At 69.8% G+C, this 18,952-nt stretch carries 14 protein-coding genes; 3 read left to right on the top strand and 11 right to left on the bottom strand.

All coding sequences use genetic code 11. The features are described 5' to 3' along the window. The first annotated feature begins 4 nt into the window (after nt 1-4). Nucleotides 5-2,194 carry a RecQ family ATP-dependent DNA helicase gene (locus MMA15_RS22385; RefSeq protein ID WP_241061894.1) on the top strand — a complete coding sequence of 730 codons (2,190 nt, stop codon included), beginning with the start codon at nt 5-7 and terminating at the stop codon, nt 2,192-2,194. A gap of 234 nt (nt 2,195-2,428) precedes the next feature. Here MMA15_RS22385 and MMA15_RS22380 read toward each other — a convergent pair whose 3' ends face one another. The 7 genes from MMA15_RS22380 to nrdR all read right to left on the bottom strand — a co-directional run bounded on the left by MMA15_RS22380 (nt 2,429) and on the right by nrdR (nt 10,694). Then, nucleotides 2,429-2,854: a hypothetical protein gene (locus tag MMA15_RS22380; RefSeq protein ID WP_308290578.1), complete on the bottom strand. Its 426-nt coding sequence runs from the start codon at nt 2,852-2,854 to the stop codon at nt 2,429-2,431. A gap of 285 nt (nt 2,855-3,139) precedes the next feature. Beyond that, complete coding sequence (rnhB, locus tag MMA15_RS22375; protein ID WP_241061892.1) at nt 3,140-3,835, bottom strand: ribonuclease HII; 696 nt, start codon at nt 3,833-3,835, stop codon at nt 3,140-3,142. 472 nt (nt 3,836-4,307) lie between these two features. Next, nucleotides 4,308-4,967 (bottom strand): histidine phosphatase family protein, encoded by a 660-nt coding sequence (locus tag MMA15_RS22370; protein ID WP_241061891.1) that lies wholly within the window; start codon nt 4,965-4,967, stop codon nt 4,308-4,310. A gap of 27 nt (nt 4,968-4,994) precedes the next feature. Beyond that, nucleotides 4,995-5,603, bottom strand: coding sequence for a YdbC family protein (locus tag MMA15_RS22365; RefSeq protein ID WP_070010587.1), 609 nt, complete (start codon nt 5,601-5,603; stop codon nt 4,995-4,997). A 94-nt stretch (nt 5,604-5,697) separates the two neighbouring features. After that, the gene (locus MMA15_RS22360) at nt 5,698-6,579 is read right to left on the bottom strand and encodes an SDR family oxidoreductase (RefSeq protein WP_241061890.1); all 882 of its coding nucleotides are present in this window, start codon (nt 6,577-6,579) and stop codon (nt 5,698-5,700) included. A 427-nt stretch (nt 6,580-7,006) separates the two neighbouring features. Next, a complete protein-coding gene (locus MMA15_RS22355) occupies nt 7,007-9,907 on the bottom strand; it encodes a vitamin B12-dependent ribonucleotide reductase (RefSeq protein WP_241061889.1) in 2,901 nt (966 codons plus the stop codon). A gap of 145 nt (nt 9,908-10,052) precedes the next feature. Continuing rightward, nucleotides 10,053-10,694 carry a transcriptional regulator NrdR gene (nrdR, locus tag MMA15_RS22350; RefSeq protein WP_241061888.1) on the bottom strand — a complete coding sequence of 214 codons (642 nt, stop codon included), beginning with the start codon at nt 10,692-10,694 and terminating at the stop codon, nt 10,053-10,055. A gap of 496 nt (nt 10,695-11,190) precedes the next feature. Between nrdR and lexA the strand changes: the two genes are divergently transcribed. Next, complete coding sequence (gene lexA / locus MMA15_RS22345; RefSeq protein WP_241061887.1) at nt 11,191-12,003, top strand: transcriptional repressor LexA; 813 nt, start codon at nt 11,191-11,193, stop codon at nt 12,001-12,003. A gap of 154 nt (nt 12,004-12,157) precedes the next feature. Here the strand turns inward: lexA and MMA15_RS22340 are convergent, their stop codons facing one another. The 4 genes from MMA15_RS22340 to MMA15_RS22325 all read right to left on the bottom strand — a co-directional run bounded on the left by MMA15_RS22340 (nt 12,158) and on the right by MMA15_RS22325 (nt 17,609). Then, nucleotides 12,158-13,720 (bottom strand): helix-turn-helix domain-containing protein, encoded by a 1,563-nt coding sequence (locus tag MMA15_RS22340; RefSeq protein WP_241061886.1) that lies wholly within the window; start codon nt 13,718-13,720, stop codon nt 12,158-12,160. Beyond that, nucleotides 13,717-14,781: an S-methyl thiohydantoin desulfurase family protein gene (locus MMA15_RS22335; protein WP_241061885.1), complete on the bottom strand. Its 1,065-nt coding sequence runs from the start codon at nt 14,779-14,781 to the stop codon at nt 13,717-13,719. Before MMA15_RS22335 ends, MMA15_RS22340 begins: the two co-directional genes overlap by 4 nt. 123 nt (nt 14,782-14,904) lie before the next feature. After that, entirely contained in the window at nt 14,905-16,008 is a 1,104-nt protein-coding gene (locus MMA15_RS22330; protein WP_241061884.1) for an S-methyl thiohydantoin desulfurase family protein, read from the bottom strand. Further along, entirely contained in the window at nt 16,008-17,609 is a 1,602-nt protein-coding gene (locus MMA15_RS22325; protein WP_241061883.1) for a hydantoinase/oxoprolinase N-terminal domain-containing protein, read from the bottom strand. Before MMA15_RS22325 ends, MMA15_RS22330 begins: the two co-directional genes overlap by 1 nt. 856 nt (nt 17,610-18,465) lie before the next feature. Here MMA15_RS22325 and MMA15_RS22320 point away from each other — a divergent pair. Continuing rightward, on the top strand, nt 18,466-18,930 hold the full coding sequence (locus MMA15_RS22320; protein WP_241061882.1) for an ATP-binding protein: 465 nt from the start codon (nt 18,466-18,468) through the stop codon (nt 18,928-18,930). The last annotated feature ends 22 nt before the right edge of the window (nt 18,931-18,952 follow it).

The following is an 18,952-nucleotide window of genomic DNA, read 5'->3' as shown; positions in this document are numbered from 1 at the left end:
GCCCATGAAAGACACCGAGCTGCGCCTCGAAGCCGATGCCGTCCTCGCCCGCCTCGTCGCCGACCCCACGGGCGAGGCCCGGCTGCGCGACGACCAGTGGCGCGCCATAGAGGCGCTGGTGGTGGACCGCCGCCGGGCTCTCGTCGTGCAGCGCACCGGCTGGGGGAAGTCGGCGGTCTACTTCGTGGCTACGGCGTTGCTGCGTGCCGCCGGTGAGGGGCCCACCGTCATCGTCTCGCCGTTGCTCGCCCTGATGCGAAACCAGGTGGCGGCAGCGGAGGAGGCCGGCATCCGCGCCCGCACCATCAACTCCTCGAACACGGAGGAGTGGGAGGCGATCCAGTCGGAGATCGCCGAGGGCACGGTCGACGTGTTGCTGGTGAGCCCGGAACGGCTGAACAACCCCGACTTCCGGGACCAGGTGCTTCCGGCGCTGACTGCGGCCACCGGCCTGCTCGTGGTGGACGAGGCTCACTGCATCTCCGACTGGGGCCATGACTTCCGGCCGGACTACCGGCGGCTGCGGACGATGCTCGCCGAACTCCCAGCGGGCGTGCCCGTGCTCGCCACCACCGCCACGGCCAATGCGAGGGTCACCGCCGACGTGGCCGAGCAACTGGGCACCGGTTCCCCGGCGGACGGTTCCGCCGCCGGTCACGGCACGGAAGCGCTCGTGCTGCGGGGGCCGCTGGAGCGGGAGAGCCTGAGCCTGGGTGTGCTCCGGCTGCCCGATGCCGCGCACCGGATGGCCTGGCTGTCCGATCACCTCGACAAGCTGCCGGGTTCAGGCATCGTCTACACGCTCACGGTCGCCGCGGCCGAGGAGGTGACCGCGTTTCTGCGGGCGCAGGGCCACACCGTGGCCGCCTACACCGGCAAGTCGGAGAACGCCGAACGGCAGGCGGCGGAGGCCGACTTGCTGGCCAACCGCGTCAAGGCACTCGTGGCCACTTCCGCGCTGGGCATGGGCTTCGACAAACCCGATCTGGGGTTCGTCGTCCATCTCGGCTCCCCCTCCTCCCCCATCGCCTACTACCAGCAGGTGGGCCGGGCCGGTCGTGGTGTGAAGCATGCGGAGGTGCTGCTGCTGCCGGGCCGAGAGGACGAGGCGATCTGGCGGTACTTCGCCTCACTGGCCTTCCCCTCGGAGGACCAGGTGCGCAGAACGCTCGATGTGCTGGGCGCCGCCGATCGACCGCTGTCGGTTCCCGCGCTGGAGCCGCAGGTCGAGCTGCGGCGATCCCGACTGGAGACCATGCTCAAGGTGCTGGACGTGGACGGCGCTGTGCGCAGGGTCCGCGGCGGGTGGACCGTCACTGGCCAGCCCTGGAAGTACGACTCGGAGCGCTACGCCTGGGTGGCGCGCCAGCGCGAAGCCGAACAGCACGCCATGCGCGAGTACTCGACAGCCACGGACTGCCGCATGGAGTTCCTGCGCAGGCAGCTCGACGACGAGGACGCCGCGCCGTGCGGACGCTGCGACAACTGCGCCGGCCCCCGATTCACCGACGAGGTCTCCCCCGCCACCCTGGAGGCGGCACGCGGCGAACTCGCCCGCCCCGGGGTGGAAGTGGAGCCGCGCAAGATGTGGCCGACCGGGCTGCCCACGATCGGTGTGGAACTGAAGGGGCGCATCCCCGCCGGTGAACAGGCAGCGACGGGGCGCGCGTTGGGAAGGCTCTCCGACATCGGCTGGGGGAACCGGCTACGTCCGCTGCTGACTCCGCAGGCGACGGACGCCCCGGTGCCCGACGATGTCGTCGCCGCGGTCGTGGATGTGCTAGCCGACTGGGCCAAGGCTCCCGGCTGTTGGGGCACCGGAGCGCCGGACGCGCCGACCCGGCCGGTGGGAGTGGTCACCGTCGACTCCCGTACGCGCCCCCGGCTGGTGCGGTCACTGGGCGAGCACATATCGCAGATCGGGCGCATGCCGCTGCTCGGCACGGTGACCTATGCGGAAGACGTCCCGTCGGCACCGGTCGCCCGTAGCAACGGTGCACAGCGGCTTCGCGCCCTGCACGGGGCATTGACCCTGCCCCCGTCCGTGTCGGACGCCGTCGCGGAGGCCGGAGGCCCGGTGTTTCTGGTGGACGACTTCACGGACACCGGCTGGACACTCGCGGTGGCGGCGCGGCTGCTCGTGCGGGCCGGGGCACAGCGGGTACTGCCGCTGGTCCTGGCCGTACAGGGGTGACGCCACGGAGGGAACGCCATCCGGTGTGACACCTGCCGACAGTCCGTTACCGGGACCGGTATCGGCCCCGGTGGCGGCACGGTGCGGACTGAGGCGGCGCAGGGTCGCTCGCGTAGCTGATGCGTACGACCGTGCGCGAGGGCGAATCGGTCAGCCCGTCCCATCACGGCCTTCATCGGCCCGTCCGGCTGCGGCAAGTCGACCTTCCTGCGCACCCGTGAAGTCCCTGCTTTGTCAGAGCAGTTGACGCAGTCGCTGGGGGTCGCCGCAGACGATCAGGCTTCGCTCCGCCTTCGCGAGCGCGGCCGGGAGGGCTTCGGCTGCCTGTGCGTCCGTACCGCCGTTGACGGCGAGGACGACGACCGCCCTGCGCCCGACACGGGACAGCGCCGAGGTGTGTACGCAGAAGACGTCCTCACCGTCGGCAAGTTGACGCCAGTAGGCGTCCTCACCGAAGGAGAGTTCATGCTGCGCCCAAGGATGCTGTTCGCCCGTGGTGACCACGAGGACGTCTCCGGGCGGTGTGCCCTCGTCAAGGAGCTTGTCGACCGTCTCGTCGGCCTGGTCGACCGCAGTCGCATCCGAGGCGGTGACCAGTTCGATCTGCGCAGCCGGTCGGGCGGACGCCGCGTTCGGCCGCTGCGGGCCGCCTGTGCGCACGTTGCCCGGACGGCCCGGGGTCGGTCCTTTGCTGTCCGCACGCGGCGGCGTGGGACGCGAAGGGGCCCGAGGTCCGGGAATGGGTGCTGCGGGACGGGAAGCCTGTGGAGTACGGGTCGCGGCCGCGGAGTTGCGGCTGCCCGGGACACTCTCGTGAATTTGTGGCTCCTCGGGAATGAGAGGCATGGGGTGTTGTCTATCAAACGCGGGTCCGAGCCGCGTAAGCGGGTTCGGCCAGGAGTTTTCCTCCGGAAGGCGCCCAGCCGGGAGTCGGCGGCGTCCTCGTCAGAAGAAACCCATCTGCTCGACAGGCGGAGTCTCTTCGTCCGGGACTGCCCTTGTCCGTTTGAGGTGCTGCCAGCGCGGCAGAGCGTCCATGAAGGCCCAGGACATCCGGTGATGCGGTGTGGGCCCGAACGCCTGAAGCGCGGTCTTGTGTACGGGCGACGGGTAGCCGGCATTGTCCGCGAAGGCGAAGTCGGCGTGGTCCGCGCCGAGTTCGGCCATCAGGGCGTCCCTGCGCACCTTGGCCAGAACGGAGGCCGCCGCGACGGAGATGCACGACTGATCGCCCTTGATCACGGTACGCACCTGCCAGGGCGTCCCGAGGTAGTCGTGCTTGCCGTCGAGGATCACCGCGTCCGGACAGACGGGCAGAGCCTCCAGGGCACGCATGGCTGCCAGCCGGAGCGCCGCCGTCATGCCCAACTCGTCGATCTCCTCCGAGGAGGCATGGCCGAGCGCGTGCGCAGTGACCCAGTCGTCGAGGACCTCGGCGAGCTCAGTACGGCGTTTCACCGTCAGGAGCTTGGAGTCGGTGAGTCCGTCGGGTGCGCGGCGCAGCCCTGTGACGGCCGCGCAAACCGTGACGGGACCGGCCCAGGCGCCCCTGCCCACTTCATCGATTCCCGCGACCACCTTGGCGCCGGTCTTGGCACGAATCGACCGCTCGACGCGGTGGGTTGGAGGCGTGATCGGCATGACCGAATCAGCGTAGCGCCGACCCTCCGCCTGCTGCTCCACGGGGGCAGCATCCGGCGCACCCCTGGGCTCGGTGCGGCAAGACCCGCCGGCGGAGCCGGAGTCGTGCGGCTCTTCAGCAAGTTGCTCGGCCGCGTTGTCCGAGTCTGCCGCACGATGCGAGTCGCCCCGCGAGTCCCGAGTGTCCGGCGCCTCCTGCGACTTGCTGTCCTGCTCATTCAACGCGTCGCGGGATGCGGTGTCTTGGGGCTCCGCGCCTTGGGGTTCCGCGTCTGGGGGCTCCGCGTCCTGGAATTCCGCGCCTCGCGGTTCGGAGCCCTGCGATTCGGCGTTCATGATCAAGCGCTCTGGGTGCGTCCGTCGGTTCTCGTTCACAGGTGCCGTCCGCGGGTGACTCCCGGGCGTTGGCCGCCGGCCGCCGCGACTCCCGGCCGAGCCGTCGGGTCCGATGGACGCGCCGAGCGCGGTGGGGTCACGTACAGGTTCCGTACGAGCGCGGTGTGCACCATTGCTCGAAGGGACGGTCGAGGTGGTAGCGCCCGTCGTCACCCAATTCCAGCGTACGTGTCTCGGCGTTACCCGGATTCGACAGCGACTCGAACTCCGCCACCGTCCAGTGCAGCCATCGCATGCAGAACAGGCGCATGGTCAGCCCATGCGTCACGATCAGGACGTTGGGCGGATGGTCGGGCTTCTCGAAGCTGCGCCAGAGGCTTTCCAGGAACGCCCCAGCCCTGTCGTAGACGTCAGCTCCGGACTCGCCCTGTGCGAAGCGGTAGAAGAAGTGCCCGTAGGCGTCCCGGTACGCCTTCTGCTTGCGTACGTCCTCGCGGTCCTGCCAGTTCCCCCAGTCCTGCTCCCGCAGGCGCGGCTCCTCCCGTACGCGCAGAAGCCGCGGATCGAGACCGAAGGCCGCGAGTGTCTGGTGGGTGCGCCGGTACGGGGAGACGTAGGCGGAGACTCGTTCCCGGCCGAAGAGCGCGCGCAGCCGCTCGCCCGTGGCCTCGGCCTGCCGCACTCCCTTACCGGTCAGTGCGAGGGCATGGTCAGGCACACGTTCGTAGATGCTGTCGTCCTCGTTCCCCTCCGACTCTCCGTGCCGGACGAGGACGATCCGTCTCGGTCGTGCCATGTGGCCACCCTATGACCCCGGCTGAATTCAGACGGTCCAGGAGGGTTCGAGATCGATGACGTCACCGGCGATCCCGGTCACGTCAGCGCCGAGCTGGGCACGGAGAGCGAGCCGTTCCACGCGTTCCGTGCGGTACTTGCCGTGCTCCGCCGTCGAATCCCACATGGAGAGCACCATGAACTCGTCCTCGGTCTGCGCCTGTGTGAACACTCCGCGCAGCATGCCGGGCGATCCGGCCATGGCAGGGTTCCAGACCTTCTCCTGCATCAGCGTGTAGTGCTCGATACGGTCGCCGCGCACCCGGCAGTGGGCCACGCGCAGCAGATCGGCGTCCGCGAAGACGGGCCGGAAACCGGTCTTCACATCGAAGCGGTACTCGAAGAGGCGCACCCGCATGTCTCTGTACGTGCCGACCTGGGCGGCGTGCAGCCGGTCATGGGAGCGCGCCATGAAGGAGTCATAGAAGGCACGGCTCTCCCAGAAACCGAAGAGATGCGCCACGCCCTCCCTGGCACGGCTCCATCCGCCGCCCTGTCCACGGAAACCCGGCTCGCCGAGCAACCCAGCCCACTTCCGCTGCCCTCGCTCGAACCCCCGACGGTCCACGACGGTGCAGCGCATCCACTTGACCAGCACCGCGCCATCGTACGGCCAAGCGGGTGACAATCCGTAGGCACTCGCGGCCTCGGCGCTGCGGTTTGGGGCCTTGCCTCGCGCCGCACAGGCCGGGTCAGTGCCGGTGGTCGGCACGCTCCGACGCTGCGGCGCCGGCCAGATACTGGGCGTACGTGGTGCGGCCGACGGCGTGCTCCGGCGTCAGATGGTGTCCGGCCTTGTATCCGCGAGCGGTCTTGCCTGGGAGGGGCAGGGGCACCAGCGGGCGGTGGCGCCCATAGGCGTGCAGGGTGGACTGGGCCAGTTCGCGGGCGGTCCGCACCTCGGGGCCGCCCATGTCGGCGACCCTGCCTGCGGGCTCGCCGAGTACCAGGTCAGCCAGGCGTTCAGCGACCTCCTCGACTTCGATCGGCTGGAAGGAGAAGCCGCCGGGGAAGAGCGTGAACGGCAGCCGCCGCTGGGCCGTGGTGAGGAGCGCGATCAGGTCGTGGAACTGGGTGGCGCGGAGGATCGTCCACGGCAGCCCGGCGGCCTGGACGGCTTCTTCCGCCTCGACCTTGGCCCGGTAGTAGAAGAAGGGCACGCGGTCGGCTCCCACGATGGAGATGTAGACGAGGTGCTGTTCGCCGCCTGCGCGGCGCAGGGCCTCGATGAGCCGACGGGTTCCCTGGACGTCTTTACGGGTCCCGGTCGTGGCGCAGTGCACGACGCTGCCGACTCCGGCGACGGCTGCGTCCAGGCCCTCTCCCGAGGTGAGGTCGCCAGTGGCCCACTGTGGCTCCGGAGCCTCGCCGGGCGTCGGCCCCGCTGCCTCGGTGGAGGCGGCCTCAGCCGGTGCCCCAGCGGGGGTCGCGGTCTGCGGGCGCGGGCGGCGGCTGAGCACCCTGACCGTGTGCCCACGGCCCAGCAGCCTGCGTACGACGGCGCGGCCGAGTGTGCCGGTGCCGCCGGTGACGAGGATCGGGTGGCTGTGCGTGCCGCGGTCTTCGCTGCTCATCTCGCTCCGCTCCTCATGTTCGCGATGTCGCTTCCGATGCCTCCGGGCCCCGCCCACAATCGCCGCCCGGAACTCGTCGTACACCTCGGCCGTAAACCTTCGTAACACGTTGTAACTCGTCGTCGCTCCGCGTCACTTCAGGTGCTCCATCTGACTCCCCAGCCCTCGGCCTCGGTCTCCACGTCTTGCCGTGCACGAGTCCCGGAGCTGCCACACATCCATCTTCCGCGTGCGCCGCCGCCACCGCATGCCGCACGCGGGGCGAGGCCAGGCCGCGGAGGCACCCGCCCGTACAACAGACGGCCCGCCAGACATGCGAAGGGCGGGGACCGGCGTTGTTTGCCGGTCCCCGCCCTCGTCGGACGCTCAGGCCATGCGTCTCATCGGCTCCGCGAGATCAACTCTCCCTGGAGGAACGCTCCGCGGATCAACTGCATCCGCTGGTCGAACCGCAGCCCTCGCACAGGTAGCAGCTCCCCGCGCGGCGCATCTTCGTACCGCAGGAGAAGCACAGCGGCGCATCGGCGTTGAGACCGAGCTGCATCTCCATCAGCTCCGTGGAGCTGTGTGCGCCGCCCGGTGCCGGGACGGCGGCCTGTGACTCGCTGATCCCTTCGGCCTTGGCCTCTTCCTTCGCCTTCTCCTTGGCCTTTTCCTTCGCCTCCTTGACCGTCTCGGCCTTCGGCGCGGACTGGGCGAGGCCCTCCACGTCGAGTTCGTCCTCGGACGGCTCGTACGAACCGGTCTCCAGGTGGCGCTGACGCTCGCTCGCCGAGTGGATGCCGAGCGCGGAACGCGTCTCGAACGGCAGGAAGTCCAGGGCGAGTCGGCGGAAGATGTAGTCGACGATCGACTGCGCCATCCGCACATCCGGGTCGTCCGTCATGCCGGCCGGTTCGAAGCGCATGTTCGTGAACTTCGATACGTACGTCTCCAGCGGCACCCCGTACTGGAGGCCGACCGAGACGGCGATGGAGAAGGCGTCCATCATGCCCGCGAGGGTCGAGCCCTGCTTGGACATCTTCAGGAAGACCTCGCCCAGACCGTCGTCCGGGTAGGAGTTGGCGGTCATGTAGCCCTCGGCGCCGCCCACCGTGAAGGAGGTGGTGATGCCGGGACGGCCCTTCGGCAGCCGCTGCCGCACCGGCCGGTACTCGACGACCTTCTCCGGCTCGGACTCGGCCTTCTCCTCCTTGCGCTTGGCGGAGAGCGGCTGGCCCACCTTGGAGTTCTCGACGTAGACGGCGAGGGCCTTCGTGCCGAGCTTCCAGCCCTGGAGGTAGATCTCCTCCACGTCCTCGACGGTGGAGGACGAGGGCATGTTCACGGTCTTGGAGATCGCGCCGGACAGGAACGGCTGTGCGGCCGCCATCATCCGTACGTGCCCCATGGGGGAGATGGAGCGCTCGCCCATGGCGCAGTCGAAGACGTCGTAGTGCTCGGGGCGCAGGCCGGGGGCGTCGACGATGTTGCCGTGCTCGGCGATGTGCTCGACGATCGCCTCGATCTGCTCCGCCTGATAGCCGAGGCGCTTGAGCGCCTTCGGCACGGTGTTGTTCACGATCTGCATCGAGCCGCCGCCGACCAGCTTCTTGAACTTCACCAGCGCGAGGTCGGGTTCGACGCCCGTCGTGTCGCAGTCCATCATCAGGCCGATGGTGCCGGTCGGGGCCAGTACGGACGCCTGGGCGTTGCGGAAGCCGTGCTTCTTGCCGAGACGCAGCACGTCCTGCCACGCCTCGGTGGCCGCCGCCCACACCGGGGTGTCCAGGTCGTCGGCGCGGTCTGCCGCGTCGTTGGCCTCCGAGTGCTGCCGCATCACGCGGTTGTGGGCCTCGGAGTTGCGGGCGTAGCCGTCGTACGGGCCGACTACGGCCGCCAGTTCGGCCGAGCGCCGGTAGGAGGTGCCGGTCATCAGCGACGTGATGCTGCCGGCGAGGGCACGGCCGCCGTCGGAGTCGTAGGCGTGCCCGGTGGCCATCAGCAGCGCGCCGAGGTTGGCGTAGCCGATGCCCAACTGGCGGAAGGCGCGGGTGGTCTCCCCGATCTTCTCCGTCGGGAAGTCGGCGAAGCAGATGGAGATGTCCATCGCGGTGATGACGAGTTCGACGACCTTCGCGAAGCGCTCGGCGTCGAAGGACTGGTGGCCTTCGTCGTCGTCGCGGAGGAACTTCATCAGGTTCAGCGAGGCGAGGTTGCAGGACGAGTTGTCCAGGTGCATGTACTCGCTGCAAGGGTTGGACGCGGTGATGCGGCCCGTCTCCGGTGCGGTGTGCCAGTGGTTGATGGTGTCGTCGTACTGGATGCCCGGGTCGGCACAGACGTGTGCGGCCTCGGCCATCTTGCGGAAGAGCGCCTTGGCGTCCACCTCGTCGACGGTCTCACCCGTCATGCGGGCGCGCAGCCCGAACTTGGAGCCCGACTCGACCGCCTTCATGAACTCGTCGGTCACACGTACCGAGTTGTTGGCGTTCTGGTACTGGACGGAGGTGATGTCGTCGCCGCCCAGGTCCATGTCGAATCCCGCGTCGCGCAGGGCACGGATCTTCTCCTCCTCCTTCACCTTCGTCTCGATGAAGGCCTCGACGTCGGGATGGTCGACGTCGAGCACGACCATCTTGGCCGCGCGGCGCGTGGCACCGCCCGACTTGATCGTGCCGGCGGAGGCGTCGGCGCCGCGCATGAACGAGACGGGCCCGGAGGCGTTGCCGCCGGAGGAGAGCAGCTCCTTGGAGGAGCGGATGCGGGAGAGGTTCAGGCCCGCGCCTGAGCCGCCCTTGAAGATCATCCCCTCTTCCTTGTACCAGTCGAGGATCGACTCCATGGAGTCGTCGACGGAGAGGATGAAGCAGGCCGAGACCTGCTGCGGCTGCGCGGTGCCGACGTTGAACCACACCGGGGAGTTGAAGCTGAAGATCTGGTGCAGCACGGCGTAGGCCAGCTCGTGCTCGAAGATCTCCGCGTCCGCCGGGGACGCGAAGTAGCCGTGCTTCTCCCCCGCCGCGCGGTACGTCTTCACGACCCGGTCGATGAGCTGCTTCAGGCTGTGCTCACGCTGCGGTGTGCCCACCGCGCCGCGGAAGTACTTGCTGGTCACGATGTTGGTGGAGTTCACCGACCAGAAGGAGGGGAATTCGACGCCGCGCTGCTCGAAGTTGACCGAGCCGTCACGCCAGTTGGTCATGACCACGTCCCGGCGCTCCCACTCCACCTCGTCGTAGGGATGCACCCCGGGAGTCGTGTGGATGCGCTCGATACGCAGCCCCTTCGTCGCCTTGCCGCCCTTCGCGCGGGAGCCGCGTGCCGGGCCGCTCGTCGTCTCTGTCATTCCGCCTCCCTTAACGGGCATAACGCCCCGATGCGCCCCGAATCTTCCCGGGGCACCTTGCTTTTCCATGGCTCTCGGCGGTCCTGCGCCTCAGCGCGCACACCGCCGGATCCGAAGGTCTTCGCCTCTTCTCGACGCCTGCCGCTCAGCCCGCGGCCGGAGGCGGCACCGGCGCTTCCGGGCTGCCGCCCGCGCCGTCCGCACCGCAGGGCCCACGGCCTCCGCGGCCTGCCTGGGCGGACTCGGCCGCCTGGCGCCCATGGCCCGCTTGGGGCCCTTGACCAGGGGCTCGCTGCCCCTCGCCGTCCGCTTCGTCGCCGGCGGCGTGGTCGTCGTCGCTCGTACGGGCCTCGCGCAGCTCCGTCACGGCGTCCTCGAAGTCCTCGATCGACTCGAAGGCGCGGTAGACGGAGGCGAAACGCAGATAGGCCACAAGATCGAGATCCTGGAGCGGCCCGAGTATCGCAAGGCCGACATCGTGCGTGGACAGCTCCGCACTGCCCGTGGCACGCACCGCCTCCTCGACCCGCTGACCGAGCTGGGCGAGGGCGTCCTCGGTGACGGGACGGCCCTGACAGGCCTTCCGCACACCGGCGATCACCTTGTCCCGGCTGAAGGGCTCCGTGACGCCGCTGCGCTTGATCACCATGAGGGACGCGCTCTCCACGGTGGTGAAACGGCGGGAGCAGTCGGGACATTGGCGGCGACGCCTGATGGCCGTGCCGTCATCGGTCGTACGGCTGTCGACCACGCGACTGTCGGGGTGCCGGCAGAAGGGACAGTGCATTCTCCCCACCCTCCTTGAGCCTGCGAAAGCCCGCTCCGTGCATGACTGTTGCGCCCTCGCCGGGACTCCTCAGAAGTCCGCGAAGTTGCCACCAGCATAGTCCACAAACTCCCAACTAGGAGGAGGGGGACCACAACTTGTGGGTGGCGCGCGCCAATCTAACCACTAGATCTGGTGCTGGAGCGCCAGTTGAAGGAAAGCGTGTCGCCGGTACGCGGCAGCAAACGAGAGCGCGAGGGATGCGATGCGGCCCCTCGCCGACGACGGCGCGGGCGAGCTTCGGCACGGATTCGCGGACGGAACGGGCGGCGCGGACGGGCATGTGTGCGACACACTGTGAGACGTCGACGGCGCTCGGCAGCGAGGCGGCATCTACACCGTGGACGCCGGTCGCGTCAGATGAACGGGGAATTTTCACTCGAACGTGTGTTTGGCGCAACCTTTCGAAACCAACTACCGTTGTCCCACTAGGGAGAAACGCTCGAGAGGGGCCGACGTGACCACCACAGCAGACAGCGCCACCATCACGTCCCAGAACCGTGCCGCGCAGTCACTTGACCACATCCCGCCGGTGACTCCGGTGGAAGACGCGGAAGGCGCACGGGACGCCGACGCACACGACGTCCAGCAGACGAGGCGCTCCCTGCCGGGGCGACCTCCAGGGATCCGCGCGGACAGCTCGGGGCTCACCGATCGCCAGCGCAGGGTGATCGAAGTGATCCGTGACTCGGTGCAGCGGCGCGGATACCCGCCGTCCATGCGGGAGATCGGGCAGGCCGTCGGTCTGTCCAGCACGTCGTCCGTCGCGCATCAGCTCATGGCGCTGGAGCGCAAGGGGTTCCTGCGGCGCGATCCGCACCGGCCCCGTGCGTACGAGGTGCGCGGCTCGGACGCGCCCGCCACCCAGGTCGCCACGGACACCACGGGCAAGCCGTCCGCCTCGTATGTGCCGCTGGTGGGCCGTATCGCCGCCGGTGGTCCGATCCTCGCGGAGGAGTCCGTCGAGGACGTCTTCCCTCTGCCGCGTCAACTCGTCGGTGACGGCGAGCTGTTCGTGCTCAAGGTCGTCGGCGACTCGATGGTCGAGGCGGCGATCTGCGACGGCGACTGGGTCACCGTGCGCAGGCAGCCGGTCGCCGAGAACGGGGACATCGTCGCGGCGATGCTCGACGGCGAGGCCACCGTCAAGCGCTTCAAGCGCGAGGACGGCCATGTGTGGCTGCTGCCGCACAACTCCGCGTACCAGCCCATCCCTGGTGACGACGCGACGATCCTCGGCAAGGTCGTCGCGGTGCTGCGCAGGGTCTGAAGCCCCGCGCAAGGCCCGTGTGCACGGGTCCCTCGTGAGCCGAGAGCCGTCGGTCCCACTGCGCCGGGACCGGCGGCTCCGCCGTGCGCTCCCCCGGCACGCGGCCCGCGCCCGGTCAGGACGAGTGGCGACGTGAGTGCGCCCGGGTATGCGGTCAGGACGCCTGGCCGCCGCCGAACCGCAGTGTGCGGCAGGCGAGTTGCACCACGAGCCGGTGGTCGGGGAGCGCGAGGTTCACGTCGAGCAGGCTCTCGACGCGTGCGATGCGCTCCGCGACGGTGTTGCGGTGCACGCCCAGATACGCAGCCGTCGACGACGCGGACGACTCGTGTTCGAGGTACGCCTCGACCGTGCGGATCAGCTCCATGTCGTCACGGTCGTAGAGCGGCTTGAGGATCTGCCGCGCATAGGTCTGGAACGACTCCTGGCTGTACCAGTCCGCGAGGAGTTGCTGAAGGTCCAGCTCGTCGATGTGGGCGACGCGCACGCCGCGTGCTCTCGTGCCGGCCAGCAGGCACGCCTGCCGTGCCTCGGTGAGAGTACGGGCCAGCCCCTCCGGGCCCTCGCGCGGGCGGCCCACCCCCGCGATCAGGGGGGCCTCGTCGGACAGTGAAGTCAGCGCCGCCCGCAGGGGCTTGACGATGTCCCTCGACGAGGCGCGGGCGGGCTCGCGGTCGGAGGTGACCCAGAACGCCCAGCCCTCGCCTCGCTCCACGAGGTGGCCGCTGAGCCCCTGTTCGGACAGCGCGGCGTTCAGCAGGTCCGCCATACGGCGCCGCCGGTCGCCGGGCATGCCCATGGAGCGCAGATGTGCGCCGATGTGCCAGCCGTGCACCTGCCAGCCGAGCTTCAGGCCGCCCTCCGTCACCTCACGGTCGGGATGGCTCGGCTTCTTCAGCAACTCCGAGAGCAGATCGCGCCGTTCGTGCAGCTCGCGCTCGCCCTCCAGGCGCCGCCGTGCGGCCCAGCCGGTGATCGCGGCTGCCGCGAGCATCGCGGCCTGTTCCGCGGTGGTCGTCCACGTCGTCGGGCCCGGCGGTAGCTGCACCGCGACCCAGACGTCCGGTCCCGCCTGGCTGTCGAGCACGACGGGAACGAGCACCAGGTCGCCGTCGCGGCTGCCGGCACCGGGCACCGTGTGCGGCGAGGGGTCGGCCAGCGCGCCGTCTGGCAGCTCCAGGGTGGAGCCCGCCAGCACGGTGCCGACGGGGCAGACCAGGCTTGCCCGTGCGCTCAGCATGCGCGCGAGGGTCTCCAGCACCGGGCCGGGCTCTGCGTGGCGCCGCCGCATCTGACGGCCGAGTTGGCTCAGTACGTCGGCACGTACCAGCTCGGGGGCGTGGACGACGCGGTCGAGCTGCCGGGCGAGCTGGAGCGGGTCCTTGAAGGTGGCGACGAGCAGCGGCATGCCCAGCTTGTCGGCCAGCCTGGTCGCGGAGCCGATCAGATGCGGGCCCTTGGTGACCACGAAACCGACGGCACCTGCCGCTCGTACGGCGCTGAGCATCATGTCGAGGACCACCAGCTCCGTCTCACCCGGAGCTGCGATGACGAGGGCGCCGGAAGTCACCGACTCCGCGCTGGCCAGCGTCGAGACGACCTCGATCGAGTGCACCTCGGCGTCGAGTCCCGCCTGCCCCGCGGCAAGATGGGCGCCCACCAGGCCCTCGAGTCCGCACAGCACGCGGACCGTGACCGGTTGCCAGGGCGAAGTCATCCGGTGGTTCCCTCAAGCGGTATGTAGTCCATGTCGTAGCCGAACGCACGGGGGCCCAGCAGTTCCAGCCCGTCCGCGCTGCGCCACCGGGGGTGGCAGGGCAGCGCCAGCACCTCGACCCACAGGCCGTACCGCACCCGCTCGGCAGTCAGGCAGGTGCCGGTCTCCTGCTCCAGAACGCAGATGAGGTCGGGCACGCAGGCGACGATCTTCCCGTCCTCGAGCGCCACGAGGTATTCGTTCTGCATCTCGATGCGCAGCGCACGGTCGGGCTTCTCGGCGTGCTCCACTACGACGGTCCCCGCCGGGAACTGGCCCAGGTGCCGCCGGGGCACCTCGACGATCTTGCCTTCGAAGAGAGTTCGGGCCTGGTAGCGCGCGGCCAGCGCCTCCCGGTCCCGCTCTTCGAGCAGCCGTCCCATCTCGATCGCCCTGGAGTACGAGCCGACCTGCATGCCCTTGATGATCTCGTCGGTGGTCAACGGCCGCCAGGCCATGCCCGCCCAGCCGCCCATCGCGGGCATGGACAGCCGGATGACCGACTCAGCGTCGGCGCTGTTCACCCCGTCCACAAGGAGGTTGGACCCCTTGTCGGCGGTGAACGCCGCGGGCGTGAGGTCGATTCCGGCCAGCGTCAGCGTCGTCTGGCTGAGCTTGGTCACACCCCGTCCCGTGCCGTCCGCGTCCACGAGCGGCAGACCGAGCTGCGCGGCGGCGATGACGGGGACCACGGCCATGATGCCGGTCATCGCGATGCCGACGACCGCCTGCACCGTCAGGCCCGTATGTCCTTCGACCCCGCGAATCGCGCGGGTGATCTCGCTGCCCTCGTAGGGCTTCTCGTGCATGACCGTGCCAGAACCCACGAAGCCGACCGGCACCGCGCAGCTACCAGGAGGAAGTTCGGAGGGGTGCACCACCTCCACGGGGCCGTGCTCCCGCAGCGCCCGCCGCAGGATCGGCTCCACTAACTCGGTGCCTGTACCGCCCCCGCCGCCCGCGCTGAGCAGCATCGCTGCCTTGGAGAGCGCGGGCACGTCGTCGAGTGTGATCTGCCACATGCCACCATTGTGCTGGCGATCAACTCATGGAATCGGTTCCAGGGCTGGAATGACATATGCCTCACTGTTCCGACTCCCCGCCGGTCAGGGGCAGTTGACCGACAGAGAGTTCTCAGCAGGCTCTCAGCCGCCCGAACCGGGCGCGAGAGGACGGTAGTTCTCCTCGATGCCGAAGGCCCCCGGGCCGAAGGCGGCCAGCGCCTCGGGGGTGCGCAGCGGAGGCGGCGCGGAGATCGCGAAGACCCGGACGCGCTGCCCGTAGCGCAGCCCCTCGGTGGTGACCGGTTCGGCGGACTCCGCGTGCAGGACCGTGACGAGATCGGGGACGACGGCGAGGGTGCGGCCCGCCATCCGTGCCACCAGGTTCTCGTTCTGGAAGACCAACTCGCCCTCGTCAGCGGTGCCTTCGACTGCGATCCGGGCTCGGCCACGCGCGAAGCCGTCCGTCGTGGCACGCTCCACGTCGACGACCTTGCCCTCGAAGAGGGTCCTTCCGTACTCGTACACCGTGCGGGTCAGCGTCTCCTCGAGGGCCGTGAACGGATCGCGGTGGCACTGCCGTGCCTCCTGCACCGCCCGTCCCAGCCGTACGGCGGTGCTCACGGTGCGCGGCACCGCGGTACGGCGTACGTCGGCACCGCTCATGGCGTAGATCGCCATGGACGCCGAGGCGCCCATGCTGACGGCGAGGGCGCGGGCCAGGGACTCCAGGCGGCGGTTGTCCGCGCCGGCGTCGACCACGGCCACGCTGCCGTGCTCGTCCGCGACCGCCATGGGCGATCCGGACAGACCGTGGGCGCCGAACGTCGTCATCGACAGCTCGGGGAACGCGCGGCCCATGCCGTCGGCGTCCACGACGGGCAGGCCGAGCCGCGCCGCCGCCAGCAGCGGGACCATCGAGTTCATGCCGCCGCACTCGGCGGGCATCGTCGCGGTGACCGGCCGGCCGAGGTGACGCTCCAACGCCCGCAGCGCGACGGCCACTTCCTTGCCGCTCGGCAGCTTCTCCACCAGTACGGTCGGTGCACCCAGCATGGCCGTGGTGACGACGAGGGCGTCCTCGTCCAGCTCGTCGGGGTCGAGGAAGCGCACCCGGCCTGACGTGGAGGCGAGGGCGTCGGCGGCCATCGACTTCCCCAGATACGGGTCGCCGCCACCGCCCGCGCCGAGCAGCGCGGCGCCCAGGGCGAGGTCGGAGAGGTCGCTGGCGGCGAGGTCCCAGGGCATCACCCGGCCCCGTGCCCGTGTGCGGCGGAGGCGGGCTCGGAGGGGTCACGGGAGCGGTCACGGGAGAGGTCGCCGACCGCCTTGACGCGGATGCGTGTCGCGTTGCCCGGCAGGTAGGCCAGGGGGATCTCCTCGACCTCGACGATCTCCACGGTGCCGGGGGTCGCGCCCGCGATCAGCGCACGGTCCGTGGCCTCCTGCTTGGCGGTGTCCAGCGCCGCGTCCCGCTGCCCCGGCTGCACCGCGAAGATACGGTCCACGTCCCCGCTGATCTGGGCGATCGCGGCACCGACGGCGTTGGCGACGGCGAACTGCTCGGGCCGCATCATCGAGGACGCCAGCGGGATCGACTCGGGCAGCAGCACGCTGCCGCCTCCCACCAGCACGACGGGGACCGGTGCCCTGCTGGTCCGCATCCGGTCGATCGTCCCGGTGATCCGCTCCGTCGCATAGGCGAGACCGGCCTCCACCAGGTCCCGGTCCAGGGACGCGACTCGTTCCGGTTCGCCGATCTCGGCGCGGCCCGCGGCCACCACGAGGTCGGTGGCGGTGAGGGTCTCCCCTCCGAATACGAGCGCCTCGTCCCGCAGCCGGTATCCGACGCTCTCGGGGCCGACGGTGACACGGGCGGAGTCCTGCCGTACGAGGCTGCCGCCGCCGACGCCGAAGGAAAGCACGTCGGGCATGCGGAAGTTGGTGCGGATGCCGCCGACGCTCACCTCGGTGCTCGCCTCGCGCGGGAACCCCCGGTGCAGCATGCCGACGTCCGTGGTGGTGCCCCCGACGTCCACGACGGCGCAATCGTCCACGCCGGAGAGATAGGCCGCGCCCCGCATCGAGTTGGTCGGCCCGGAGGCGAACGTCATGACGGGGTACTGGCGGGCGTAGTCGACGCCCATGAGCGTGCCGTCGTTCTGGCTGAGGTACAGCGGCGCTTCCAGGCCGATGGAGCGCAGCATCGCCACCATGCCGCCGCAGATGCGCTCGGCCAGTTCGCCGAGCGCGGCGTTGATGACCGTGGCGTTCTCCCGCTCCAGCAGGCCGGTGCGGCCGACCTCGTGGGAGAGGCTGACCCGCAGTCCGGGCAGCCGTTCGGCGAGGATCTCCGCGGCCCGTAATTCGAACTCTGCGTTGACGAGGGAGAAGACGGACGTGATGGCGACCGATCGGACGTCCTCGGCGGCGAGTTCGTCGGCGATCCTGTGCAGTTCGTCGGGGTCGAGCTGGGAGATGACCCGTCCGTCGTACTCGTGCCCGCCGTGGCAGAGGTAGGTGTGATCGCCGATCGCGGACACCAGGTTGCCGGGCCAGCCCACCAGCGGCGGCAGCGACTGGGTGGCGGGAAGTCCCAGACGTATGGCGGCTGTCGGGGACAGATCGCGCCCCTCGACGATGGCGTTGATGAAGTGGGTGGTTCCGAGCATCACGCCGGTGACCGCCCCCGGGTCGAAGTCACGGCGCTGCCGCAGGCCCTGTATCGCCTGCATGATGCCGTCCGTGACATCGGGGGTCGTGGTGACCTTCGCGTCGGCCACCACGGAGTCGCCGTCCATCAGGACGGCGTCCGTGTTCGTTCCGCCGACGTCGATGCCGATCCGCATGTGGTGAGGACTCCTCGCTGCTCTGCGCGCCGTCCGGGGCGACGGCCGGGAAGGCCACGGTACGGGGACGTTCACGATGTCCGGGGGCCGATGCCGTTTCCTGTCGGGTGCGAACGAATTCCGTTCGACTGCGGGCGCCGGAAGGGGAGTTCGGCGTTCTGCTCCGCCCCCGCACTCCGCCCCGTCGTACGGCATCGTCGATCCGCTTCGCGTAATGCGGTGTACGGGAAACGGGCATAGGGGAGACAAAGGCCGTGCCGACCGCAGCCGGCCGCGAATGCGGCACGGGCCGAATCTGCTCCGGTGAGGAATCGCGGCACCGCTCCCCCGGCGGCACCGAATTCCGTTCTCGGTGAAACCTCGCTCCTCGCTCCACCCCTCGTGCGATGTCCGGCCTGTATTCGTACTGGAGCCTTGACGGCAGGCTGCGCGCGTGTTTCCCAAACGATAGGCGCGGCGCCCGAGTTGCAGCAGTGGGCAATGTGCCGGGCCGCGGCGGAGTGCCTGTGCAGACTGCACTGGAGGGCTTCCGCCCCCGGTCACGCGTGCGAAGTGCCAGAGTCGCACGGGTCGTGCACAGTGCCCTGTCGCTGCTTCCGTGCGGGCACTGTGACCACTTCCTACGAATGCCCGATGTGCCTACGGTGTGGAGTGGCGGGAAGAGATCCCGCTGCAACGAAAGCCACGGAGCACCCCCATGGCCATATGTCGGCGCCCCACCGACGTAGCTGAGGAAGAATCACCCGATGTCGTCGGCTGTCGGGAGACCACGGCGGCTTTCGCCGGGCCGCTGCCGCACGCGGTGTCTGACGACGCGTGCTGCGCCGGGGAGAAACTCTTCGAACTGGTGGAATTCATGGCTCCGATTCCGGAAGCGGTGTCGGCGGCCCGTCGCCATGTGACCAGCGTGCTGAACGAACGGGGCTTGGGCGCGCTGAGCGAGACGGCGGCTCTGCTTACATGCGAACTGGTCTCCAACGCCGTCAAACACGGCAGTGCCGGTGACGCGGGTGCGAAGCGGGAGCGTGCACAGCAGATCGTGCTGAAGGTCCGCCACGAGGACGCGCTGCTCATAGAGGTCTGGGACCCCGGCTCGAAGGGACTGCACCCCCGGCTGCGAAGGGCGGCTCCGCATGACGAGGTGGGCCGTGGGCTGCACCTGGTGGACACGTTGAGCCGCGCCTGGGGGCACTACGCGCCGGCTTCCGGAGGCAGGGCCGTCTGGTGCGAACTGCCGTCCGCCGAGGAGGAGTCCGCGCCGAGCGGGGAATCAGAAGCGCCCGGGGCGGCGAGCCGGGAGGGGAGGCTCGCCCCTCGCTGACCCGCGCTTCACGCGGCCGGAA

This window comes from Streptomyces marispadix, assembly GCF_022524345.1.
Taxonomy (GTDB): domain Bacteria; phylum Actinomycetota; class Actinomycetes; order Streptomycetales; family Streptomycetaceae; genus Streptomyces; species Streptomyces marispadix.
The sequence above is the reverse complement of the archived record's forward strand: the minus strand, read 5'-3'. Positions and strand labels throughout refer to the sequence as shown.